26 protein-coding genes, 4 tRNA genes and 2 riboswitches are annotated in these 22,218 nt (G+C 31.0%); of the genes, 28 read left to right on the top strand and 2 right to left on the bottom strand.

What is annotated here, in order from left to right; genetic code table 11:
• Positions 1 to 59: 59 nt before the first annotated feature.
• The 17 genes from ACRC8M_RS09450 (at position 60) to ACRC8M_RS09370 (ending at position 11,517) form a co-directional block, all read left to right on the top strand.
• Positions 60 to 136: transfer RNA gene (locus ACRC8M_RS09450), tRNA-Arg, on the top strand.
• A 4-nt stretch (positions 137 to 140) separates the two neighbouring features.
• Positions 141 to 216, top strand: a tRNA-His gene (locus ACRC8M_RS09445).
• A gap of 16 nt (positions 217 to 232) precedes the next feature.
• A tRNA-Lys gene (locus tag ACRC8M_RS09440) sits at positions 233 to 308 on the top strand.
• Positions 309 to 315: 7 nt separating this feature from the next.
• Positions 316 to 398: transfer RNA gene (locus ACRC8M_RS09435), tRNA-Leu, on the top strand.
• Positions 399 to 470: 72 nt separating this feature from the next.
• Positions 471 to 1,205 carry a tRNA pseudouridine(38-40) synthase TruA gene (truA, locus tag ACRC8M_RS09430; protein ID WP_438528912.1) on the top strand — a complete coding sequence of 245 codons (735 nt, stop codon included), beginning with the start codon at positions 471 to 473 and terminating at the stop codon, positions 1,203 to 1,205.
• Between the two features lie 8 nt (positions 1,206 to 1,213).
• Positions 1,214 to 1,666, top strand: coding sequence for a GNAT family N-acetyltransferase (locus ACRC8M_RS09425; protein ID WP_438528911.1), 453 nt, complete (start codon positions 1,214 to 1,216; stop codon positions 1,664 to 1,666).
• A gap of 83 nt (positions 1,667 to 1,749) precedes the next feature.
• Entirely contained in the window at positions 1,750 to 2,160 is a 411-nt protein-coding gene (locus ACRC8M_RS09420) for a Fur family transcriptional regulator (RefSeq protein ID WP_438528910.1), read from the top strand.
• Positions 2,161 to 2,214: 54 nt separating this feature from the next.
• On the top strand, positions 2,215 to 2,586 hold the full coding sequence (locus ACRC8M_RS09415) for a desulfoferrodoxin family protein (protein ID WP_438528909.1): 372 nt from the start codon (positions 2,215 to 2,217) through the stop codon (positions 2,584 to 2,586).
• Positions 2,587 to 2,604: 18 nt separating this feature from the next.
• On the top strand, positions 2,605 to 2,766 hold the full coding sequence (locus ACRC8M_RS09410) for a rubredoxin (RefSeq protein WP_438528908.1): 162 nt from the start codon (positions 2,605 to 2,607) through the stop codon (positions 2,764 to 2,766).
• A gap of 95 nt (positions 2,767 to 2,861) precedes the next feature.
• The gene (locus ACRC8M_RS09405) at positions 2,862 to 3,635 is read left to right on the top strand and encodes an MBL fold metallo-hydrolase (RefSeq protein ID WP_438528907.1); all 774 of its coding nucleotides are present in this window, start codon (positions 2,862 to 2,864) and stop codon (positions 3,633 to 3,635) included.
• A gap of 8 nt (positions 3,636 to 3,643) precedes the next feature.
• On the top strand, positions 3,644 to 4,222 hold the full coding sequence (locus tag ACRC8M_RS09400) for a uracil-DNA glycosylase family protein (RefSeq protein WP_438528906.1): 579 nt from the start codon (positions 3,644 to 3,646) through the stop codon (positions 4,220 to 4,222).
• A gap of 1 nt (position 4,223) precedes the next feature.
• Positions 4,224 to 4,847, top strand: a complete 624-nt coding sequence (locus ACRC8M_RS09395; protein ID WP_438528905.1) for a glycosyltransferase family 9 protein — start codon at positions 4,224 to 4,226, stop codon at positions 4,845 to 4,847.
• Entirely contained in the window at positions 4,841 to 5,275 is a 435-nt protein-coding gene (locus tag ACRC8M_RS09390) for a glycosyltransferase family 9 protein (protein WP_438528904.1), read from the top strand. Before ACRC8M_RS09395 ends, ACRC8M_RS09390 begins: the two co-directional genes overlap by 7 nt.
• A 49-nt stretch (positions 5,276 to 5,324) precedes the next feature.
• The gene (locus ACRC8M_RS09385) at positions 5,325 to 6,071 is read left to right on the top strand and encodes a YebC/PmpR family DNA-binding transcriptional regulator (RefSeq protein ID WP_438528903.1); all 747 of its coding nucleotides are present in this window, start codon (positions 5,325 to 5,327) and stop codon (positions 6,069 to 6,071) included.
• 6 nt (positions 6,072 to 6,077) lie between these two features.
• A riboswitch (purine riboswitch) is annotated at positions 6,078 to 6,179 on the top strand.
• 63 nt (positions 6,180 to 6,242) lie between these two features.
• On the top strand, positions 6,243 to 7,562 hold the full coding sequence (locus tag ACRC8M_RS09380) for a uracil-xanthine permease family protein (RefSeq protein ID WP_438528902.1): 1,320 nt from the start codon (positions 6,243 to 6,245) through the stop codon (positions 7,560 to 7,562).
• A gap of 131 nt (positions 7,563 to 7,693) precedes the next feature.
• Positions 7,694 to 9,754 (top strand): ATP-dependent DNA helicase RecG, encoded by a 2,061-nt coding sequence (recG, locus tag ACRC8M_RS09375; protein WP_438528901.1) that lies wholly within the window; start codon positions 7,694 to 7,696, stop codon positions 9,752 to 9,754.
• A 53-nt stretch (positions 9,755 to 9,807) separates the two neighbouring features.
• Positions 9,808 to 11,517, top strand: a complete 1,710-nt coding sequence (locus tag ACRC8M_RS09370) for a proline--tRNA ligase (RefSeq protein ID WP_438528900.1) — start codon at positions 9,808 to 9,810, stop codon at positions 11,515 to 11,517.
• Positions 11,518 to 11,559: 42 nt separating this feature from the next.
• On the opposite strand, the gene ACRC8M_RS09365 is transcribed toward ACRC8M_RS09370, so the two are convergent.
• Positions 11,560 to 12,150 (bottom strand): sigma-70 family RNA polymerase sigma factor, encoded by a 591-nt coding sequence (locus ACRC8M_RS09365; RefSeq protein ID WP_438528899.1) that lies wholly within the window; start codon positions 12,148 to 12,150, stop codon positions 11,560 to 11,562.
• 262 nt (positions 12,151 to 12,412) lie between these two features.
• On the opposite strand from ACRC8M_RS09365, the gene ACRC8M_RS09360 reads away from it, so the two are divergent.
• Together ACRC8M_RS09360 and ACRC8M_RS09355 are read left to right on the top strand one after the other, a co-directional pair.
• Entirely contained in the window at positions 12,413 to 12,778 is a 366-nt protein-coding gene (locus tag ACRC8M_RS09360) for a ferritin family protein (protein WP_438528898.1), read from the top strand.
• 12 nt (positions 12,779 to 12,790) lie between these two features.
• On the top strand, positions 12,791 to 13,576 hold the full coding sequence (locus ACRC8M_RS09355) for a family 1 encapsulin nanocompartment shell protein (protein WP_438528897.1): 786 nt from the start codon (positions 12,791 to 12,793) through the stop codon (positions 13,574 to 13,576).
• 56 nt (positions 13,577 to 13,632) lie between these two features.
• Here the strand turns inward: ACRC8M_RS09355 and ACRC8M_RS09350 are convergent, their stop codons facing one another.
• Entirely contained in the window at positions 13,633 to 14,388 is a 756-nt protein-coding gene (locus ACRC8M_RS09350) for an outer membrane protein (RefSeq protein WP_438528896.1), read from the bottom strand.
• Positions 14,389 to 14,575: 187 nt separating this feature from the next.
• On the opposite strand from ACRC8M_RS09350, the gene ACRC8M_RS09345 reads away from it, so the two are divergent.
• The 9 genes from ACRC8M_RS09345 (at position 14,576) to ACRC8M_RS09305 (ending at position 22,213) form a co-directional block, all read left to right on the top strand.
• A complete protein-coding gene (locus ACRC8M_RS09345; protein ID WP_438528895.1) occupies positions 14,576 to 15,526 on the top strand; it encodes an RluA family pseudouridine synthase in 951 nt (316 codons plus the stop codon).
• 52 nt (positions 15,527 to 15,578) lie between these two features.
• Positions 15,579 to 16,190 (top strand): ribonuclease HII, encoded by a 612-nt coding sequence (locus ACRC8M_RS09340; RefSeq protein ID WP_438528894.1) that lies wholly within the window; start codon positions 15,579 to 15,581, stop codon positions 16,188 to 16,190.
• A gap of 3 nt (positions 16,191 to 16,193) precedes the next feature.
• Positions 16,194 to 16,553: a YraN family protein gene (locus tag ACRC8M_RS09335; RefSeq protein ID WP_438528893.1), complete on the top strand. Its 360-nt coding sequence runs from the start codon at positions 16,194 to 16,196 to the stop codon at positions 16,551 to 16,553.
• A complete protein-coding gene (locus tag ACRC8M_RS09330) occupies positions 16,537 to 16,758 on the top strand; it encodes a zinc ribbon domain-containing protein (protein WP_438528892.1) in 222 nt (73 codons plus the stop codon). The genes ACRC8M_RS09335 and ACRC8M_RS09330 overlap by 17 nt, the downstream gene beginning before the upstream one ends.
• 94 nt (positions 16,759 to 16,852) lie before the next feature.
• Entirely contained in the window at positions 16,853 to 17,362 is a 510-nt protein-coding gene (locus tag ACRC8M_RS09325) for a ComF family protein (RefSeq protein ID WP_438528891.1), read from the top strand.
• Positions 17,363 to 17,383: 21 nt separating this feature from the next.
• Positions 17,384 to 17,974, top strand: a complete 591-nt coding sequence (locus ACRC8M_RS09320) for a hypothetical protein (RefSeq protein ID WP_438528890.1) — start codon at positions 17,384 to 17,386, stop codon at positions 17,972 to 17,974.
• A 116-nt stretch (positions 17,975 to 18,090) separates the two neighbouring features.
• Entirely contained in the window at positions 18,091 to 18,849 is a 759-nt protein-coding gene (tpiA, locus tag ACRC8M_RS09315) for a triose-phosphate isomerase (RefSeq protein WP_438528889.1), read from the top strand.
• Between the two features lie 22 nt (positions 18,850 to 18,871).
• Positions 18,872 to 20,392 carry a 2,3-bisphosphoglycerate-independent phosphoglycerate mutase gene (gene gpmI, locus ACRC8M_RS09310; protein ID WP_438528888.1) on the top strand — a complete coding sequence of 507 codons (1,521 nt, stop codon included), beginning with the start codon at positions 18,872 to 18,874 and terminating at the stop codon, positions 20,390 to 20,392.
• A gap of 53 nt (positions 20,393 to 20,445) precedes the next feature.
• Positions 20,446 to 20,622: riboswitch (Lysine riboswitch) on the top strand.
• A 106-nt stretch (positions 20,623 to 20,728) separates the two neighbouring features.
• Entirely contained in the window at positions 20,729 to 22,213 is a 1,485-nt protein-coding gene (locus tag ACRC8M_RS09305; RefSeq protein ID WP_438528887.1) for a Na+/H+ antiporter NhaC family protein, read from the top strand.
• Positions 22,214 to 22,218 lie beyond the last annotated feature (5 nt).

Genomic DNA, 22,218 nt, shown 5'->3' with positions numbered 1-22,218 from the left:
CAAGCTGAATGTCGCGAGTTCGACCCTCGTCTCCCGCTCCAATTTAATATTTATCAAATGTGTCTGTAGCTCAGCTGGATAGAGCAACGCCCTTCTAAGGCGTGGGTCAGGGGTTCGAATCCCTTCAGACACGCCATTTGGTGGCCGTAGTTCAGTTGGTAGAGCGCCAGTTTGTGGATCTGGTTGTCGCGGGTTCGAATCCCGTCGGTCACCCCAAATAATTTTATAAGATGCGTCATTAGCTCAGATGGTAGAGCACACGACTTTTAATCGTGTTGTCACTGGTTCGAGCCCAGTATGACGCACCATCTTTTTGCGAGGGTGGCGGAATTGGCAGACGCATCAGACTTAGGATCTGGCGTTTCGACGTGAGGGTTCAAGTCCCTCCTCTCGCACCATATAAGATACTATAAAGTCTTGAATATTCAAGACTTTTTTTTATATATAGAAAAAAGGAAAAGGAGAATAGTGTGGAAAGAAATATAAAATTGACATATAGTTATGATGGAAGTGAATTTTTTGGCTTTCAAAGACAACCTGGTTTTAGAACTGTACAAGGAGAACTAGAGAAAGTTTTAGGAACGATCTTTAAAAATAAAATAGATTTAGTTTCTGCAGGAAGAACTGATAGAGGAGTTCATGCTAAAAAACAAGTTTCAAATTTTTATACAACTTCCAGTATTCCTTTAGAAAAAATAAAAAGAATTATAAATAGTTCAATTCCTAATGATATATTCATATTAGATGTTCAGGAAATGGGTTTAGATTTTCACTCTAGATTTTCAGCAACATATAGGTCATATGAATACTATATAGGAGAGGATAGAAATCCATTTCAGTCTAGATATGTTACTTTTGTAGATGAGCAATTAGATTTAGAAAGGTTAAATAAAATAGTTTCTCCTTTAGTAGGGCAACACGATTTTTCAAACTTTAGGCTTTCAGATTGCGGAAGTAATACTCCAATTAGAGAGATTTATGAAGCTAAATTTGAAAGAGTAAATGAAAAGACGATTAAATTATATATTAAAGGAAATGCATTTTTAAAATCTCAAATTAGGATAATAGTAGGTACAGTTTTATCGATTTATTTTGGAAAAAAGCCAGAGGATTATTTGATTGAAATGCTAAAAAATCCAAATGTTCAGTATGCAAAAATAGTGGCTGAACCTTTTGGTCTTCATCTATTCGATATAGGATATTAGGAGGAGCAATGAAAGTAATAGAAGTTGATGCAGAAAATAGAGGGTTAATTCAAAAAATATTTGATAATGAGGTAGAAAGTTTTGGTGTAATGGGTGGAGCTGATATGTGGATGATTATGAGCTTCATTAGATATGGAAAGCTCTATGTACTATTAAATGAAAATAATGAACTTTTATCAGTTGCTCAATATCAAGGAGTATTAGGAAAAAAAGAGGTTTTTTTATATGGATTTTCAACATCTTTAAAGGAAAGAGGAAAGGGCTATGGAAAGATACTTTTAGAAGAAAGTCAGAATAGATTAAGAGAATTAGATATGGAAAAAATATACTTAACAGTAGATCCTACTAATACTGTGGCTATAGATATGTATAAAAAAGCTGGTTACGTAATAGAAGAGCTACAAAAAGATGAGTATGGAAAAGGAATTGATCGATATTTGATGACTAAAAATTTATTATGATATCTTGACAAAAATACTAAAAAGGTGTATATTAAATTAAAAAGAATAGTTACAATTTTGTAATTATTTCAAAAGGAGGAAGCATGTATATTGAAAATATAAGTGAACATTTAAAAATACATGATATAAAACCCTCATATCAAAGAATGAAAGTATTTGAATATTTGTTAGAGAATAAAACTCATCCAACAGTTGATGAGATTTATAAGGCTTTATGCCCTGAAATTCCCACTCTTTCTAAAACTACAGTTTATAATACATTAAATCTTTTTATAGAAAAAGGAATTGCTAGAGTAATAACAATAGAAGAAAATGAAACTAGATATGATGTTGATACACATGTACATGGTCATTTTAAGTGTGTAGATTGTAAAAAAGTTTTTGATGTCCCAGTAACAGTTGATCAACTTATTGTAGGAGATATGAAAGATTTTAAAATTGATGAATACCATGTTTATTTTAAAGGAACTTGTCCTAAGTGTCAGAATAAATAGTTATCAAAATACAAAAAATATGAAAAATATATTTAATAATTAGAGGAGGTTATCATGAAAGTTTATGAAATTTTTAAAGTGAAGGAAAACCCAGTATTATTAGAGGTAATTGTAGCAGATAAAGATGGTATTTCTGTAGAGGGATTAGAGTTAGTAAAAGAGAAAACTCAAGATGCTTCAACAGAAAAACATGTTCCATTTGTAGAGGAAAAAGAGGATGGATATTTAGTAAAAGTTGGTAAAGAAGTAGCTCACCCAATGACAGAGGAGCACTATATTCAAATGATAGAAATCTGTGTAGATGATTTTTTATATAGAAAATATTTAAAGCCAGGAGAAGCACCTGAAGCATACTTTAAGGTACCTAAAGGTAAATCAGTATGTGCAAGAGAGTATTGCAATCTTCATGGGTTATGGTGTAACTAATCAAAGGGGGGGTATAAAATGGGAAAGCATATGAGATGTGTAATATGTGATTATGTTTATGATGAATCAATAGGTGATCAAGAAAATGGAGTAGCTCCAGGAACAAAATGGGAAGATGTACCAGAAGACTGGATTTGTCCATTATGTTATGTGGGAAAAGACCATTTTGAAGAGATTTAATTAGTGTATAGTATCTAACCTCTTAGCAGTATTTGCTAAGAGGTTTTTTTATGATATAATATACACTTAAGATATATATTTAGAAAGGAAGTGTCATGAAATTAGCAGTACTAGGAAGTGGAAGTAAAGGGAATGCTCTTTTTATAGAAACTGATAATATAAACTTATTAATCGATGCTGGATTTAGTGGAAAAAAAATAGAAGAACAGTTAAAAAAAATAAATATAGAGATTTGTAATATAGATGGGATTTTAATAACGCATGAACATGGAGATCATATTCAAGGAGCAGGAATATTATCAAGAAAATATGATATTCCCATCTATATCACAAAAGAGAGCTATGAAGCTGGAATATTAAAAATTGGAAAAATTAAAGATGAAAATTTAAGATTTATAGAAGAGGCTTTTTGGGTTGGAGATAGTATGGTATACCCATTTGATGTAATGCATGATGCAGAAAGAACAATAGGATTTAGAATAGAGGAAAGTTCAGGAAGTAAAGTTGCGATAGCTACAGATTTAGGATATGTAGATAATACTGTTAGAGAAGCCTTTAGAGATGTAGATGTAATGGTTATAGAGTGTAACTATGATTATCATAAATTAATGGATTGCTCATATCCTTGGGATTTAAAGGCTCGTGTAAAAAGCAGGAATGGGCATCTATCAAATAATGATTGTGCTAGGTTTATCAGAGAATTATATCATGATAAATTAAAAAAAGTTTATTTAGCTCATATGAGTAAGGATAGCAATGATCCAAAATTAGCTATAGATGCAGTTTTAGATGAATTATTAAGGCATAATATTGATATTTCAGTAGAAATTGCTCATCAAGATATATGTAGTAAGTTAATTAAATTTTAGGAGGAGTTATGGAGGAGATTGAAAAACTATTAGAAGAGTTAAAATTTGAGATAGGAACGACAGATATTTTAAAAAATAGCAATGAAAAAATAGTCTTAGGAACAGGAAACTTTTATGGAAAGGTACTTTTCGTAGGCGATGATTCTAATTTATATATAGATGAGAATTTAAAAGTAAGACCAGGATCTAGTGGAGAATTTTTAATAAAGCTTTGTGATATAGTAGGATTATTACCAGAGGATTACTATATTACAACACTAACAAAATCTGAAAAAAACTATAGAGAGTTAGAAGAAAGAGATAAAAGAGATTTGAAAGAATATCTAATGATGCAGATTTCATTGATGAATCCAGAAGTTATCGTAGCGTTAGGACAAGACGTGGCAGAGCTATTATTAGAAAGAGAGTTTAAGTTCCTTCAAGAAAAAGGGAAAATTTTAGATTGGAGAGGGAATGTAAAGTTATTGGCAACATATGACGCTAATTTTGCTAAAAAATCCAGAGATGATGGTGGAAAAAGATCTAAAGTAGCAGTAGAATTTTGGGGAGATTTAAAGACTATAAAAAATAGCATAGAGGAGATCTGATATGAAAATTTTAGTAGTAAGGTTTAAACAAATTGGGGATGCGATACTATCTTCTGTAATATGTAAAAGTTTAAAAGAAACATATCCCGATGCTGAAGTTGATTATGTATTATATGATCATGTTGCTCCACTGTTTGAGCATCAGGATTATTTAAATAAAGTTATATCTATATCAAAAGACGAGCAAAAGAATCCGTTTAAATATTTAAAAAAAGTTTGGAATGTAACAAGAGCTGATTATGATATAGTTATTGATATAATGTCTACTCCTAAAAGTGAGGTTTTTACACTATTTTCTAGAAAAGCAAAGTATAAAATAGGGAGATGGAAACCAAAAAGAGGATATACATACACACATAGTATACCAGAACCTTCAAGTGAATTTGACAAAGTTGAAAAGTTTTTAAAAATGTTAGAACCACTTATAGATGATGGAATAGATGTAAAGTTAGATAAAAATTACTCTTTAAAGTTTTTACATGAAGAGAAAAATGATTTAAGAAAAAGAATGGAAGAAGCAGGAGTAGATTTTAATAAAATAATAATTCCTTTAGCTATAAACTCAAGAAGAGAAAATAAGGTTTACCCCATAGATTTAATGAAAGAGTTAGCAAAAAAATGTTAAATGAATTCAATTGCCAAATTATTTTATATTATTCTTTAAGTGAAAAAGAATTTGCTAAAAAATTTCATGAAGAGCTAAAGTGGGATAAAAGAATAATATCAGATATAAATACAAAAAGTATAAGAGAGTTAGGAGCGTTGTTATCGAACTGTGATATCTTTGTAGGAAATGAGGGTGGTCCTAGACATTTAGCTCAAGCTATAGATATTCCAAGTTTTTCTATATTTAGCCCTGGTTCTAGCAAGAAAGACTGGCTTTCAAGAGACAATAAAAGGCATGAGGGGATAGAGCCAAAAGATATACTTTCAGATAAAACATACGATAGTTTATCCTATGAAGAGAGGTATAGGTTAATCACTCCAGATATCATTTTAGAAAAAGTGAAGGAAAAAATGGAGCTTGTACCCAAATATATTGAAAAAAAATAATGGTTATGATAGAATTTAAAAAGATATTTTAAAATGAGGAGGAGTTTTTGTGGCAGGACATAGTAAATGGTCTAATATAAAGCATAGAAAAGGTGCTCAAGACGCTAAAAGAGGAAAGCTATTCACAAAATTAGGAAAAGAGTTAACAATTGCAGCGAAGGAAGCTGGAGGAGATCCTAACTTTAATCCTAGATTAAGACTTGCAATAGATAAAGCAAAAGCTGCTAATATGCCAAAAGATAACTTAGAAAGAGCTATTAAAAAAGGTACTGGTGAACTTGAAGGTGTAGATTACATGGAGATTAGATATGAAGGGTATGGTCCAGAAGGAACAGCTTTCATAGTTGAGGTTGTAACTGACAATAAAAATAGATCAGCATCAGAAGTGAGAGCTGCTTTTTCAAGAAGAAATGGAAATTTAGGTACAGATGGTGCTGTATCTTGGATGTTCCAAAGAAAAGGAGAAATTATAGTTACAGCTGAAGGTGTAGATGCAGATGAATTAATGATGGCAGCTCTAGAAGCTGGAGCAGAGGATGTTAAAGAGGAAGATGGAGAGTTTACTGTTTTAACAGATTCAGCAGATTGCAATACAGTAGCAGAAGAGTTAAAAAAAGTTGGGTACAATGTAACTGAAGCAGAAGTTGCAATGATTCCAGATAATAAAGTACAAATTACTGATTTAGAAACTGCTAAAAAAGTAATGGCTTTATATGAAGCTTTGGATGATTTAGATGATGTAAATGATGTTTATTCAAACTTTGATATATCAGATGAGTTATTAGAGCAACTATAAAAATAAAAAAACAATAAAAAACATACTCATATATTTTTGGAAATATGGTCCAATAGTTTCTACGTCTTTACCGTAAATGAAGACACTATGGGTAGAACTGACTGCATTTAAGCATAGATTCTATCCATGAGTCTATGCTTTTTTATTTAAAATAGGGAGGAAATTTTAAATATGCAGAGAAACAAATCACCTTATGACTTAAACGGAGTTCCAGATTTAAAGACAGCAATTCCATTGGGACTACAACACATTATGGCAATGTTTATGGGAAATATAACACCTATAATAATAGTTGCAGGAATACTTGGTTTTACTCAGGACATAAAAATTAATTTGATTCAAGCTACAATATTTGTGGCTGGACTAAATACGTTGGTACAAGTTTACACATTAGGACCTATGGGGGCTAAATTGCCAGTAGTCGTGGGAACTAACTTTTCTTTTGCACCAGTGGCTATATCGATAGCTAGTAAATTTGGGTATGAAGGAGTTTTAGGAGCCGCATTAATAGGAGGAATTTTTGAAGCTTTTCTAGGATTTCATATGAAGAGAATAAGAAAGTTTTTTCCACCAATAGTTACAGGAACTGTGATATTAGCTATAGGATTATACCTTTTACCAGTTGGGATAAATAGTTTTGCGGGAGGATATGGAGCACCTGATTTTGCATCAAAAGAGAATCTAATTTTAGGAGCAATAGTTTTAGCGGTAGTGATATTTTTTAAAGAGTTTACAAAGGGAATAACAAGTTCAGGAGCAATTTTTATAGGGACAATAGTGGGTACAATAATAGCTTTTTTTATGGGAAAGATAGATATAACACCGCTTTTACAAGCAGATGTGGTTAGTATACCTAAACCATTTTCTTTTGGATATTCATTTCATATAGAAGCAATTATTCCTATGGTGATGATGTTTGTAGTATCTGCTATTGAGACAATGGGAGATATGTCTGGAATTACAATGGGTGGAGCTAAAAGGGAGCTGGAAGATCAAGAGCTTAAAGGTGGAATAATCTGTGATGGAGTTGGAAGTGCATTTGCAACTATATTTTCAGTGTTGCCAACAACTTCATTTAGCCAAAATACAGGAATAATTGCAATGACAGGTGTAATGAGTAGGTTTGTTGTAGGAATAGGAGCACTATTTTTAGTAGTAAGTGCATTTATACCAAAGATTGCAGCGGCTTTTACACTAGTTCCTCAAAGTGTTATAGGTGGAAGTTTAGTGATGATTTTTTCTATGATTTCAATTAGTGGAATAAATCTTATAAATCAAGAACCACTTGAGGGAAGAAATGCGGTTATATTAGCAGTTTCATTGGGGTTAGGATATGGAATAGGATTAGTTCCTGGAGTAATTGAAGCTTTCCCAGAAAGCATAAGATATATATTTACAGATTCGGGGTTTGTTGTGGCTGGAACGTTAGCGGTTGTGATGAATCTGATATTACCTAAGAAAAGTGAAAAAGTAGAGGTATCTGTAGCGTAAAAAACTGAGGATTATTCCTCAGTTTTTTTATTGATAGAAATTAAGAGATTCTAATTTTAAAATAAAAGTTTATGAATGGTTAAAACATATTATAAAGTATATATAAGTATGCTATAATTAGAAAAAAGGTTGTGATTATGATATATAAAGATATTTATAAAGAGATAGAATTATTTAATATAAAAGGAGTTTCAAGTACAACATACTCTAAATTAAAAAAATTAAATATAGAGACACTTTATGATTTAATATACTATTTTCCAAGAGCCTATGACGATAGAACAAATTTAAAAAAAATAGGTGAGCTTCGTGGAGATGAATATGTTGTATTAAAAGCAAATATAATGAATATATCAGCTCCTCCTACAAGAACAGGAATGAAAATGATAAAGGCAGCAGTGAATGATGGAACTGGAATCTTAGAAGTTGTATGGTTTCAAAGACCATATTTAAGGAATAGTTTGAAAATAGGGGAAGAATATATTTTTATAGGAAATGTAAAAAGAGGGTATACATTTCAAATGGTAAATCCAGAGTTTAAATTGTATAAAGGTCAAGAAAATTCTGGAGAAATTTTACCGATTTATAGTTCTATAAAAGAGTTAAATCAAAACAGTTTAAGAAGAATTTTAAAAGAGGCATTAAAAAATTATTTGGATATATTTCAAGAAAATATACCTGAAGAAATAGTAAAAAAATATAAACTTATGAATAGAAAAAGTGCTTTAAAAGAGATTCATTCCCCCACAAGTCCAAGAAATTTAGAGGAAGCAAAAAGACGATTTGCAATAGAGGAACTTTTAATATTGGAGATGGGAATACTTCAAAAGCGTTTTGAGATAGATTTAACTAATAGTGGACGTTATGAGATTAAAGGAAATAAAAAATTGGTTTCAAAATTTTTAGAGGGTTTATCATTTTCCCTGACAACTGCTCAAAAAAAAGTTATAACAGAGATATATAAAGGAATAAATTCTGGAAAGATAATAAATTATTTAGTTCAGGGAGATGTTGGAAGTGGAAAAACAATAGTTGCAGTACTGTTACTTTTATATATGGTGGAAAATGGTTACCAAGGAGTTTTAATGGCTCCAACAGAGATTTTGGCAACACAACATTATCTTTCTATCTATGAAACTTTGGAATTGTTAGGAGTAAAAGTTGAGCTTTTAACTGGAAGTATAAAAGGGAAAAAGAAAACTGAATTGTTAGATAGAATAAAAGCAGGGGAAACAAATATTGTAATAGGAACTCATGCAATAATAGAGGAGAGTGTTGAATTTCAAAAATTAGGATTAATAGTTATAGATGAACAACACAGATTTGGAGTTTTACAAAGAAAAAGACTTAGAGATAAGGGTGTTTTGGCAAATCTTATTGTTATGAGTGCAACTCCTATTCCAAGATCATTAGCCTTAAGTATATATGGAGATTTGGATGTAGCTGTAATAGATGAACTACCACCTGGAAGAAAACCTATAAAAACCAAATGGATTGTTGAAGAAGAGGACGAAGAAAAAATGTACAACTTCATAGATAGAAAATTAAAAGAGGGACGTCAAGCATATTTTGTAGCTTCTTTAATAGACGAAAGTGATAAACTTTCAGCAAAATCTACAGAGGAGTTATATAATGAAGTTCTAAAAAAATTACCAGGATATAGAGTGGGAGTTTTGCATGGTAGAATGAAAAATAAGGAAAAAGATGAAGTTATGCATCTTTTTAAAAATAATAAACTAGATATCTTGGTTTCTACTTTAGTTATTGAAGTTGGAGTAAATGTTCCTAATTCAAGTATAATGGTGATAACAAACTCTGAACGTTTTGGACTTGCAACACTGCATCAACTTAGAGGAAGGGTTGGAAGAGGAGAACATCAATCCTATTGCTTCTTACTTTCAAATACAGAGAATGATAATTCAGCAGCAAGACTTAAGGTTTTAGAAAGTACTGAAGATGGGTTTAAAATAGCAGAGGAAGATTTGAGATTGAGAAAAGCTGGAGAGATTTTTGGGGTAAAACAAAGTGGGTTAAGTGATTTGAAATTTATAGATATAGTTCACGATGTAAAAACAATAAAGTTAGTTAAAGATATTTGTATGGAGTACTTAAAAGAAAATAAAGGTAAAATAAATAACCAAGTTCTTCAAGAGGATGTTGATGAAAAGTTTAACAAAAGTTTGACCTCTTAAAAGAGGTTATGATAGAATATGAGGTAAAATTAATTAAAAAAGTGGAGGATAAGATGAGATTAAGTAAATATTATGTAAAAACTCTTAAGGAAACTCCTAAAGAGGCAGAAGTAATAAGTCATAAACTGTTACTTAGATCAGGGATGATCAAAAGATTAGCAAGTGGAGTTTATACATACCTTCCTTTAGGTTTAAAAGCTTTAAAAAAAGTTGAAAACATTGTAAGAGAAGAGATGGATAGAGCAGGAGCTCAAGAGATATTTATGCCAGTATTACAACCAGCAGAGCTTTGGAAAGAAAGTGGAAGATGGGATGTAATGGGTGCTGAAATGATGAGAATTCAAGACAGACATTCAAGAGAGTTTGCATTAGGACCAACTCATGAAGAGGTAATAACGGATATTATTAGAAATGATATATCATCTTACAAATCTTTACCATTAAACTTGTATCAAATTCAAACTAAATTTAGAGATGAGAGAAGACCTAGATTTGGACTTATGAGAGGAAGAGAGTTCATGATGAAAGATGCATACTCATTCCATGCTAATAAAGAGTCTTTAGATGAAGAGTTTGAGAATATGAAGGCTGCTTATACAAGAGTATTTGAAAGATGTGGACTTAAGTTTAGAGCAGTTGAAGCAGATTCAGGAGCAATCGGTGGAAGTGGATCACAAGAGTTCCATGTTTTAGCAGAGTCAGGAGAGGACGAAATCATTTACTGTACATCATGTGAATATGCAGCAAACGTTGAAACAGCAACAAGTACAATAGTTGAGTTACCAAAAGCTGAGGCATTAGAGATTGAATTAGTAGATACACCAAATGTGTCAAAAATTGTTGATGTTGTGGAATACTTAAATGTACCTGTAGAGCAAACTGTAAAAGCTATGATGTATAAAGATGTTGTGACAGATAACGTTTATATGGTTCTTATAAGAGGAGATTTTGAAGTAAATGAAGTTAAATTAAAAAATATAATTGATACTATAGATGTTGTGTTACTAACTGATTCAGAAATTGAGAATTTAGGATTAGTAAAAGGATTCATAGGACCAGTTGGTGCTGATTTAACAAAAATAAAAGTTATAGCTGATAAGAGTATTATAGGAATATCTAATCATACAGCAGGTGGAAATAAATTAGATACACACTATGTAAACGTAAATTATGGAAGAGACTATGAGGCAGAAGTGGTTGCAGATGTAAGAACGGTAGTGGTTGGAGAAAAGTGTCCTAAGTGTGGAGGAGAGCTTGCAAGTGCAAGAGGAATCGAAAGTGGACATATATTTAAGCTAGGAGATAAGTATTCTAAAGCATTAAACGCATCATTCTTAGACGAAAATGGAAAGAGTCAAATTATGGAGATGGGATGTTATGGAATAGGAGTTTCTAGAACTATGGCATCAGCAATAGAGCAAAATAATGATGAGAATGGAATTATTTGGCCATCATCAATAGCTCCATTTGTAGTTGAAGTGATTCCAGCAAATATGAAGTCTGAAGAGCAAGTAGTGTTAGCAGAAGAGATTTATAAAAATTTCCAAGATGCAAACATAGATGTAGCTTTAGATGATAGAGATGAAAGAATTGGATTTAAATTTAAAGATGGAGATTTAATTGGATATCCGTTTAAAATTGTAGCTGGTAAAAAGGCTGCTGAAGGAATTGTTGAGTTAAAAATTAGAAGAACTAATGAAACTTTAGAGATTTCTAAAGATGATGTTGTTTCAAAAGTAAAAGAGTTAATGAAGCAGTATTAGTAAATAAAATGAAGGGGAGCAATTTAATTGCTCCCCTTCATTTTATTTTGAGTAAGAACCCAGATAAGTTAAAATTTTCTTTTTAATTCTTTGAATAGTATTGTCTATTTTTTTTGGAGGTTCATTTAAAAAATCCGCAATCTCAACGTAAGTATACTCTTTGCATAAATACGTAAAAACTTTTTTCTCTAAGATACTTAGATTTTCTTCAAGGAAACCAGTTAGAAAATTGACTAACTCTTTACCTAAAAAGATATCTTCAGGTGAATAAAATCCTAGAGAAGGACGCAAGTAATGAATACTTTCCTCTTGTGCAGAATATCCTTCACCTTGCATTGCCTGGTTTAGATTTTTGTATTTATCAGAATTGTGATTTTTAACAGCTGTAATCATCTGCCTTCTAATACAAAGATTTGCAAAAGTACTAAAACATGCGTTCCTAGTTTCGTCGAAAGACTTAATAGCTTTGATAAGACCTATTAATCCTTCCTGCATTAAATCATCACTATCTCCACCTTTAAGAAAAAATGAACGATTGTTTTTATAGATTGCTCCTTGATACTCTTTGATAATTTTTTCAATTGATTCTTCATCTCCGTTTTGTGCTAAAATTATATCTTCTTTTTCAATCATAGTCATGTCCCCCGACCTTTCTAGAAATAAAATAAAAAATAAAAAAAGCCAAACATTTAAAAGAACCGTTATAAAAAAAGACACTATGATAGTATGATACCAAAAAAAATTATAGTTATCTATATTTCAAATTTTCAAAAACTCAATTACTATTTGGATTGTAAATTTAAAAATTATATAAATAAAAAATTAAAGAAGGAAAAAGAGAAAAAAGACATAATAATATACGAGGAGTATTTTATTATGTGGAGGTGTAGGAAATATGTTAGATGGAATTAGCAAAAAAGCTACAGATTTAGACTATGCAATACAGAGTTTAAAGGAGGAGCTACAAGCAGTTGATGATTATAATCAAAGAGCTGAGATGGCAGTGGATCCTGAACTTAAAGAGATTATGATTCATAATAGAAATGAAGAGATGGAGCATGCTGTTATGATAGTTGAATGGTTAAGAAGAAATCAATTTGAATTTGGAAAAGAGATGGAAGATTACATATTTAGACAGGGAAAAATTGTAGGGATAGAAGCTCAGTTAATGGGAAGAAATGGTGGAAAGAAAGAAGAGTCAGAAAAAAGTGAAGTAGTTACAGATGTAAAATCGTTAAATATAGGTTCATTAAAAGGATAAGGAGGAAATAATATGGATTTTCTAAAAAAAGAGTTAGCGCCAATAAGTGGTAAAGTTTGGAAAGATATAGAGGAGAGAGCAAAAGAGGTTTTAACAACTCAACTGTCAGCTAGAAGGTTTGTAAAAGTAACTGGACCTATAGGGAAAGAAAAAGGTGGAGTAAATACTGGAAGGCTAGTAATCCATAAAAAAGATGATTTAAGTTATGGTGTTTATCAAACACAACCTTTTGTAGAAAATAGAATAACTTTTAAATTAAGTAGATGGGAATTGGATAATTTTGAAAGAGGGGCTAGAGATATAGATTATACAAATTTAGATGAAGCTTTAAAAAAAGCAGCTAAATTTGAAGAAGATGCGGTATATTTTGGATTAGATGAGGCTTGTATAGTAGGATTGTTAAAAGATGAAAAACAAGCTTTAGATTTTGGAAAAACAGAACAAGAAACAATAAAAAATTTAATGTACGGAGTTTCTAAACTTAGAAATACAGGATTTAGTAAAGGTCCGTATGCATTGGTTGTGGGACTTGAAAAGTTTATATATTTAAACATGGTAAATTTAAATGATTCGTTAGCAAAAAGATTGGAAAAAATATTAGGTATGCCAATAATAGTTTCAAATAATATAACTGGAGCATTATTAGTTCCTTATGATAATGAAAATATTGAGCTTGTATTGGGAGAGGATTTTTCTTTAGGATATCAAGGGCATACAAATCAAGAGGTAGAATTGTTTGTAACAGAAACATTTACATTTAGGGTACTAGATAATACAAGAGTTGTGAGTTATAAATAGTAGAAGAAAAAGGAGATAACTAGCAGTTATCTCCTTTTATATATTTAAAATGCTTTTTACCAAATATTGAATCTATAACCTACAGAAAGAGTAACTCTCTCATAGTCGTTATCGAATTTGACGCTGTCTGGACCATCACTAACTTTAGTTTTAGCATAGTTAGTACCATAAAGGATATCTACGTTAAAGTCTTCATATTGAACTCCAACACCAGCTGCCCAATATAATCCATCGTCAACTTTAGTTCCATAAGAATAAGTTTCACCAGTACTTAAAGTTTGTTTTACTGATTTAGAATCAAAGTTAAATGAGTAACCAATATTAGCTTTAATGTATGGAGTAGCTGCCCAATCCCAATAATTGATATCATATCTACCAGTTACATATAAAGGTACTGACTTGTATTCAGCACCAGAGTAGGAATCATCAAAAGAATCGGTATTAGTTTTTCTTTTCATATGATGTTGATAAGCAACTCCAAGACCTAAATCAAAATAATCCCAAGATTTGTAAGCTTCAATAGCTAACTCTCCACCAAAATCTTTAGTTTTTTTAGAAAGATCGTATGGATGATAGTTATCATTAGAATTTTTGTGTGTATAGTTTCCATATTCACTCCAGAAATCCCATCCAGCTCTTAAGTTAATAAATCCCCAAGGGTTCTCAACAACAGGAGCTACAACAACTTCTTCAATGATAACAGGCTCAGCTACAACTTCTTTAGAGCTTGTAACAGGAGCAGCCACTTCTTTTGCTTGAGCAACAGCAGCAAAAGCGAATAAAGAACATGCTAAAAGTGTTAATTTTTTCATAAAAATAAACCTCCTCGTTTTAATTAATCTCCTAAAATTAAAAAATGCAATTAATAATTTTACCATTCTGTAACATATATACTAAAAAAAAATAGATTTCTTTTTTTTTAGTAATAATTTTGTAATAGAAAATAACTTGTGATATAATTTTGTCTAGAAAGTATAGAGTTTAGGTAGGAAGTGAAAGATGGAAAAATATAAAGAGATTATAGAAATAAAAGTTGATGAAAAAGATAAAGGAAAAAGACTAGATGCTTTTTTAAGTGAATTTTTTGTAGATGCTACAAGAAGTTATATTCAAAAATTAATTGATAACGAAAATGTGGTAATCGATAATAAACCTAAAATAAAAAATGGAAATAAACTTAAAGGAAAAGAGTTGATAATAGTAAAGATTCCTGAAGATGAAGTACTTGAAGTGTTGCCTGAAAATATTCCAATAGATATAGTATATGAAGATAAGGATATGGTTATAATTAATAAAAATCCAGGAGTAATTGTTCATCCAGCTCAAGGGTATTACACAGGAACTTTAGTAAATGCAGTTCTTTATCATATAAAAGATTTATCAACAATAAACGGAGTTATAAGACCTGGAATTGTTCATAGATTGGATAAAGATACAAGTGGATTAATAGTTGTAGCTAAAAATGATATAGCTCACGTGAAGTTAACAGAGATGTTTAAAGATAAAACTATTGAAAAAAGATATGTTTGTATATGTAAAGGAAATTTTAAAAATATAAGTGGTAGAATAGAAACTTTAATTGGTAGAGATTTTAAAGATAGAAAGAAAATGGCTGTTGTAACAGAAAATGGAAAAATAGCTATAACTAATTATGAAGTTATAGATAGCGTACAAGGATTTTCTTTAGTGGAGGTGGGAATAGAAACAGGTAGAACTCATCAAATAAGGGTACATATGAAAAGTTTAAATCACCCTATTTTAGGAGATGAAGTTTATGGAAGTAGTTCAGACTTAATAAAACGGCAAATGCTTCACTCTTATTATTTAAAATTTAATCATCCTATAACAGGAAAAGAGATGGTAATTTTAGGAGAATTGAAAGAGGACTTTAAAGATGTAGCAAAGAGGCTAAAATTAGATATAAATAAGATAGTAAGATTACAAAAATAATAAAAGGAAAAATATAAATATATAGGTACAACCTATAAATAGTGGAGATGAAATGGATATAAAAAATACAATGTATCTCTTTGATTTAGAAAACGGAGATATTATAGGAGTGGACGAAGCTGGAAGAGGACCTTTGGCTGGGCCAGTAGTTGCAGCGGTAGCTAAATTAAAAAAGTATGATGAGAAGTTAGATAAGATAAATGACTCTAAAAAACTAAGTGAAAAAGTGAGAGAGGAACTCTTTGAAGTTATTATGGATAATTTCTATATAGGTATAGGAGTTGCTGATGTTAAAGAGATAGATGAAATAAATATATTGAACGCTACTTTTTTGGCTATGAGAAGAGCAATAGAGCAAATAGAAAAAGAAACAACCTTCAAAAAAGTTTTAGTAGATGGGAATCACAAAATTAGAGAATATAAAGGAGAACAGCAACCTGTAATAAAAGGTGACTCAAAAAGTTTAGCTATAGCAGCAGCTTCGATAATAGCAAAAGTTACTAGAGATAGAATGATGCTTGAAACAGCAAAACTCTATCCTGAGTATACTTTTGAAAAACATAAAGGATATGGAACAAAAGCTCATCGTGAAATGATATTAGAAAAGGGACCTATTGAAAAAGTTCATAGAAAAAGTTTTTTAAAGAAAATTTTAGGAGAGTAAAATATGAATAAAAGAAACAAGGGGAAGGTTTATGAAGAAAAAGGCAGAGAATACTTAGAGAGCATTGGAGTAAAAGTGTTGGCTATGAATTATCAAGGTTCCTTTGGAGAGATAGATATAATTGGCTATGATGAAACGACCCTTGTTTTTTTTGAAGTTAAATATAGAAAAAGCTTATCTTTTGGAATGCCACAAGAAGCGATAGATAAAAAAAAGATGAAAAAGATATATATAACAGCAAAAGAGTTTATAAGAAAAAATAGATTAGAGAATGAAAAAATAAGATTTGATGCAGTAGTTTTTCTAGGTGAAAAAATAGAATGGATTAAGAATATTTTTTGGGGTGATGAACTTGGATTCTAAATGTTTAAAATGTGGAAGTGATAGATATATAGTCAAAACTGCAGTTATACCAGAAAAAAGCCCTGGATTAAAAATAGAGATTGGAACGTATTATGTAAAAACTTGTGTAGAGTGTGGATATACGGAGTTTTATTCAGCGAAAATAGTAGATAAAGAGTTTACAAAAAATAAAAAAGGCAAAAGATATGCTAAAGCAACTCCTTAGAAGACTATTGTTTGATGATACCTGTTCTTTATGTGGGGGCCATCTCGAAAATAAAGGGTATTTGTGTTCTAAATGTATTGTAAAACTAGAAAAAATGAGTTACTTAAAACAGAGAGAAAATTTATACTACTTATATTATTATACAGATGTAAAAAAAATAATTTTTGACTTAAAATTTAAAAATAGAAGAGATATTGCAAACAGTCTAAGTAGGTATGTAAAAGAGTCGATAGAAAAGATTCGGATAAAAGAAGAGATTGATGTAGTGATATCTGTTCCTGTGAATAAAAAAAGATTTCTAGAAAGAGGATATAATCAAGTTGATGAAATTCTAAAATCAGCAGATATAAAATTTGAAAATATTGAGAGAGTAAAAAATACAAAACATATGTATGAAATAAAAGAGCATGAAAAAAGAAAAGATAATGTGAAAAAAGCTTTTAAAATAGAAAAAAATTATTTTCAAAAAAATATACTAATAGTTGATGATATTGTTACAACAGGTTCGACAATAGAAGAGATTGAAAAAGAATTTCTAGAAAATCAACAGGCAAAAAATGTAATTTTTTTTACAATATCTGTAGTACGAGATTATTTTAAATGACTAAAATGAGGATGGGTAGAAATGGAGATTTTTATAAATGGTGAAAAGGTAAATATAGGGATAAAAAATACAAAGTTGTTGAATGTGTTAGAAAAATTAGAAGAGAATGTAATTCAAAAAGGAGAGGTCATAGTTGAATTAAAACTCGATGGAGAGATGGTGGACGGAAAATCATTACCTTTAAATAAGAAAGTAAAGATTTTAGAATTAACAACACGTTCACATAGAGAAATTTTAATAGAATCATTATACCTTTTAGAACCATATTCAGATAGATTTTTTGATAATTTATCTGAAATGGAAGAAGAGATGAATGATATAGGGAAATTGATAGAAATGGTAAGTTTTGTTGAGTGGGTATTTGGAATAGTACTGTCTTTAAAAGAAGCAACAGCTATAGATTTAATATACTCTGATTATAATGAGTATGTAGAGGAGTTTAAAAAATATGCTGAAGAAGTTTTTGAATCCTTCAAAAAAGAGGATTTTATTGGAGTTATAGAGATTTTAGAGGGAGCGATAGCACCATTGCTTGAAGATTTATTAGCAAACTCAAAAGATTACTTAAAAGAAGTTTTAAAAGAAGAAAGTAGAAGAAAATTACTGAATTAGAGAAAAAAATACTCAAAATAGGATGAAAATATAGACAATGTCATGCGTGTTAAAAAACTAGAAATTATGTTATTATAAAATTAAAATTAATAAAAAAGTTTTGGAGGGAGAAATCAATGAGAAAAACAATAATCGCAGGAAACTGGAAAATGAATAAAACAGTAGCAGAAACAAAAGCTACATTATCAGAGTTAAAAGAGTTAGCAAATGGTGTAGAAGGAGTAGAGATTGTAATTGGAGCTCCATTCACAGCTTTAGAGTCAGCTGTAAAAACAGTTGAGGGATCGAATGTTGCAATAGCAGCACAAAATATGCATCCAAAAGATTCAGGAGCATACACAGGAGAAATATCGCCAGTTATGTTAAAAGAGATTGGGGTAAAATATGTTATATTAGGACATTCAGAAAGAAGAGAATATTTCCACGAGTCAAATGCTTTCATCAATGAAAAAGTAAAGGCGGCTTTAGCTCACGATTTAATCCCAATATTATGTATTGGAGAAAAATTAGAGGAAAGAGAGTCAGGAAAAACAGCTGAAGTAAATGAAAAGCAGATTAGAGAAGGTCTAGAAGGATTAACATCTGAAGAGGCAGTTAAAGTTGTTGTAGCGTATGAGCCAGTATGGGCTATAGGAACAGGAAAAACAGCTACACCTGAAATGGCAGAAGAGACTCACAAAGAGATCAGAGATGTACTAATAGCTATGTTTGGAGCAGAAGCAGCGTCGGAAATGACAATCCAATATGGAGGGTCAATGAATGCTAAAAATGCAGCTGAGTTATTAGCAATGGAAAATATAGATGGAGGACTTGTAGGAGGAGCTTCATTAGATGCACCTACATTTATTCAAGTTATAAAAGCAGGAGCAAGATAATAAAAAATTAGGAGGCTTAAAAATGGCTAAAAAACCTTTAATGTTAATGGTTCTTGATGGTTGGGGATATAACCCAAATGTAGCAGAAAAAAATGCTATTGCAGAAGCAAAACCAGAAAATTTTGAAAGATTATTTAATACTTATCCACATACATTAATAAAAGCATCTGGAGAAGCTGTAGGATTACCAGAAGGACAAATGGGTAACTCTGAGGTAGGACACTTAAATTTAGGTGCTGGAAGAGTTATTTATCAACCTCTAGTAGAGATTACAAAAGAGATTAGAGATGGAGAGTTTTTTGAAAAAGCCAAAGTTGTGGAAGCATTTAACTATGCTAAAAACAATGATAAGGCAATTCATTTTATGGGACTTTTATCAGATGGAGGAGTTCATTCTCATATTAATCATTTATTTGGATTATTAGAGATGGCAAAAAGAACAGGATTAACAAAAGTATATATCCATGCATTTATGGATGGAAGAGATACTGCTCCTACTTCAGGATTAGAGTTTATGAAAAAATTAGAAGAGAAAATGAAAGAGATAGGAGTAGGAGAAATCGCTACTATTTCTGGTAGATATTTTTCAATGGATAGAGATACTAACTGGGATAGAACAGAAAAGGCTTATGATGCTATAACTGGAAAAGTAGAGGTAACTGAAAAAACTCCTGAGCAAATTATAGAGGATTCATATGCTGAAAAAATAACTGATGAATTTATAAAGCCAGTTTTATTAACAAAATCTGGTGAGATTCAAAAAGGTGACGTTGTAATTAATTTCAATTACAGACCAGATAGAGCTAGACAAATAACAAGAGCTTTAACAGATAAAGATTTTAAAGGATTCCAAAGAGAATATTTAGAGCCTAAGTATTACTGTATGAGACAATACGATTCTACTATAGCTGCGGAGATTATCTATACAGATAAAGAGATAACTAACACTTTAGGGGAAGTTATATCAAAACATAATTTAACTCAATTAAGAACTGCTGAAACTGAAAAGTATGCACACGTTACATTCTTCTTTAATGGTGGAAAGGAAGCTGAGTTCAATGGTGAGGAAAGAATCTTGGTGGCATCTCCAAAGGTTGCTACATATGACTTACAGCCAGAGATGTCTGCTCCAGAATTAACAAAGAAAGTTTTAGAAGCTTTAAATTCTGATAAATTTGATGTTATTGTGATGAATTTTGCTAACCCTGATATGGTTGGACATACAGGTGTATTTGATGCAGCTGTAAAAGCAATAAAAGCAGTTGATAAGGGTGTAGGAGAGATTGTTAATAAAGTTCTAGAGTTAGATGGAACAGTATTAATAACAGCTGATCATGGAAATGCAGAAAAAATGGTAGATCCAGTAACAAATGAGGCATTTACTGCACATACAACTAATGAAGTACCATTTATCTATGTTTCTAATAATTTTAAAGGAGAATTAAACCACGGAAAGTTAGCTGATGTGGCTCCAACAATGTTAGAAATATTAAATATTGAGAAACCAGCTGAAATGAACGGAGTTTCTTTAATAAAAAAATAAATTGACAGAGAAAAAAAATGATGATATTATAAATTAAAGTTTCGAAAATTTAATATTTAGGTAGAGGTTGCGAATAACAAGAGTAACTCAATAGAGCTAGGCAAAGCGTTGAAGTTGAGTGAAAGGGGAGTTCGCCGAAATGAAGATTGTGTCAAAAATCTTTGTTGGGCATGTGGAAAAAATTCACATGACTGTCATCAGATATAATCTGGTGTTGTGCTATCCAAAATTTGTGATATATTTTGCAGATTAGCTACCGTATTTTTTATACGGTAGTTTTTTTTACCTAAAATTTCAGTGAAACTAAAATATAAAATTAAACTTGGAGGTTTTAGGATGAGTAGAATAACAGAACTATTAAAATTAAGTCCAGTTGCTATATTAGCAATGTTAATGTTTATGGGGTATGATGCCTTAATAGCAGCACCCATAGCAACGGTATATGCAGCATTAGTTGCAGGATTTGTTGAAAAGAAAAAAGTAAACGATATAATTGAAGCGGTTATAAATAATGCAAAAGAGATGCAAGTTGCATTTTTTATTTTGATGGTTGCTTACGCTATGGCAGAGGTATTTATGTCAACAGGAGTAGGGGCATCTATTATAAACTTAGCTTTAAATGTAGGATTGACTGGAAGAACTGTAGCTGTTGTAGGAATAGTTGTAACATCAGTTTTATCGATAGCAACAGGGACAAGTTGGGGAACGTTTGCTGCTTGTGCACCAATATTTCTATGGCTTAACCATATAGTAGGTGGGAATATAGCTTTAACTGTTGGAGCGATAGCTGGAGGAGCGTGTTTTGGAGATAATATAGGACTTATATCTGATACAACAATTGTAAGTTCTGGAATTCAGAAAGTAGAAGTAGTAAAAAGAATAAGACATCAAGGATATTGGTCAGGATTAGTTTTAATATTAGGAATTATAGCTTTTTATGTAGCTGGTGTAGTGATGGGATTACCAACAACAACTGGTGATGCAGCAACAGCTATCGGACAAATTCCTGAAGAAGTTTGGTCAGTACTAGCTGAGAAAAGAGAGTCAGCTGTTACACTATTAAATCAAGTTAAAACAGGTGTGCCGACTTATATGATAATACCTTTAGTTCTTGTTCTAATAGCAGCATTTAAAGGATTGACAACGCTTTTATGTTTATTTATAGGAATATTTGCGGCATACGTACTAGGAATGTTTGCAGGAACAGTTGAAAACACAGGAGCATTTTTAGACTTATTATATTCGGGATTTGAAGGTGCAGGTTCTTGGGTAATTGTAATGATGATGTGGGTTGCAGCATTTGGTGGTATTATGAAATTGATGGACGCATTCAGACCGTTATCAAATATAGTGGTTTCAGTATCTAAGAATGTAAGACAATTGATGTTTTGTAATGGATTGTTATCAATTTTAGGAAATGCTGGTTTAGCAGATGAGATGGCACAAATAGTAACTATGGGGCCAATTATAAGAGAGATTGTTGAGAAAAATGTTGAGGGGTCACCAGAGGATATTGAAATATTAAGACTTAGAAATGCAACGTTTAGTGATGCTCTAGGAGTGTTTGGATCACAACTAATTCCGTGGCATGTATATATAGGATTCTATTTAGGAATAGCTCAAGCGGTTTATCCGTTATATAAATTTAGTGCAATGGATATAATTAAGTTTAATTTCCTAGCATTAATAGCAGTATCAACAATATTAATAGCAACATTGACAGGGTTAGATAGATTTATTCCAAGATTTGGATTACCAAGTGAACCAAAAGTAAGATTAAAAAAGTTAACTCAAGAAAACTATGTAGGTGAAAAAGCTTAAGAATT

The organism is Cetobacterium sp. (assembly GCF_051653945.1).
Taxonomy (GTDB): Bacteria; Fusobacteriota; Fusobacteriia; order Fusobacteriales; family Fusobacteriaceae; genus Cetobacterium_A.
Note: the sequence above shows the minus strand (reverse complement) of the source record. Positions and strands in the feature narration are given on the sequence as shown.

Excerpts from the sequence above, each read along its gene's own strand:
- ACRC8M_RS09425 (WP_438528911.1), top strand. The coding sequence starts at position 1,214 with ATGAAAGTAATAGAAGTTGATGCAGAAAATAGAGGGTTAATTCAAAAA.
- ACRC8M_RS09420 (WP_438528910.1), top strand. The coding sequence starts at position 1,750 with ATGTATATTGAAAATATAAGTGAACATTTAAAAATACATGATATAAAA.
- ACRC8M_RS09415 (WP_438528909.1), top strand. The coding sequence starts at position 2,215 with ATGAAAGTTTATGAAATTTTTAAAGTGAAGGAAAACCCAGTATTATTA.
- ACRC8M_RS09410 (WP_438528908.1), top strand. The coding sequence starts at position 2,605 with ATGGGAAAGCATATGAGATGTGTAATATGTGATTATGTTTATGATGAA.
- ACRC8M_RS09405 (WP_438528907.1), top strand. The coding sequence starts at position 2,862 with ATGAAATTAGCAGTACTAGGAAGTGGAAGTAAAGGGAATGCTCTTTTT.
- ACRC8M_RS09400 (WP_438528906.1), top strand. The coding sequence starts at position 3,644 with ATGGAGGAGATTGAAAAACTATTAGAAGAGTTAAAATTTGAGATAGGA.
- ACRC8M_RS09395 (WP_438528905.1), top strand. The coding sequence starts at position 4,224 with ATGAAAATTTTAGTAGTAAGGTTTAAACAAATTGGGGATGCGATACTA.
- ACRC8M_RS09390 (WP_438528904.1), top strand. The coding sequence starts at position 4,841 with ATGTTAAATGAATTCAATTGCCAAATTATTTTATATTATTCTTTAAGT.
- ACRC8M_RS09380 (WP_438528902.1), top strand. The coding sequence starts at position 6,243 with ATGCAGAGAAACAAATCACCTTATGACTTAAACGGAGTTCCAGATTTA.
- ACRC8M_RS09370 (WP_438528900.1), top strand. The coding sequence starts at position 9,808 with ATGAGATTAAGTAAATATTATGTAAAAACTCTTAAGGAAACTCCTAAA.
- ACRC8M_RS09365 (WP_438528899.1), bottom strand. The coding sequence starts at position 12,150 with ATGATTGAAAAAGAAGATATAATTTTAGCACAAAACGGAGATGAAGAA.
- ACRC8M_RS09360 (WP_438528898.1), top strand. The coding sequence starts at position 12,413 with ATGTTAGATGGAATTAGCAAAAAAGCTACAGATTTAGACTATGCAATA.
- ACRC8M_RS09355 (WP_438528897.1), top strand. The coding sequence starts at position 12,791 with ATGGATTTTCTAAAAAAAGAGTTAGCGCCAATAAGTGGTAAAGTTTGG.
- ACRC8M_RS09350 (WP_438528896.1), bottom strand. The coding sequence starts at position 14,388 with ATGAAAAAATTAACACTTTTAGCATGTTCTTTATTCGCTTTTGCTGCT.
- ACRC8M_RS09345 (WP_438528895.1), top strand. The coding sequence starts at position 14,576 with ATGGAAAAATATAAAGAGATTATAGAAATAAAAGTTGATGAAAAAGAT.
- ACRC8M_RS09340 (WP_438528894.1), top strand. The coding sequence starts at position 15,579 with ATGGATATAAAAAATACAATGTATCTCTTTGATTTAGAAAACGGAGAT.
- ACRC8M_RS09335 (WP_438528893.1), top strand. The coding sequence starts at position 16,194 with ATGAATAAAAGAAACAAGGGGAAGGTTTATGAAGAAAAAGGCAGAGAA.
- ACRC8M_RS09330 (WP_438528892.1), top strand. The coding sequence starts at position 16,537 with ATGAACTTGGATTCTAAATGTTTAAAATGTGGAAGTGATAGATATATA.
- ACRC8M_RS09325 (WP_438528891.1), top strand. The coding sequence starts at position 16,853 with ATGAGTTACTTAAAACAGAGAGAAAATTTATACTACTTATATTATTAT.
- ACRC8M_RS09320 (WP_438528890.1), top strand. The coding sequence starts at position 17,384 with ATGGAGATTTTTATAAATGGTGAAAAGGTAAATATAGGGATAAAAAAT.
- tpiA (WP_438528889.1), top strand. The coding sequence starts at position 18,091 with ATGAGAAAAACAATAATCGCAGGAAACTGGAAAATGAATAAAACAGTA.
- gpmI (WP_438528888.1), top strand. The coding sequence starts at position 18,872 with ATGGCTAAAAAACCTTTAATGTTAATGGTTCTTGATGGTTGGGGATAT.
- ACRC8M_RS09305 (WP_438528887.1), top strand. The coding sequence starts at position 20,729 with ATGAGTAGAATAACAGAACTATTAAAATTAAGTCCAGTTGCTATATTA.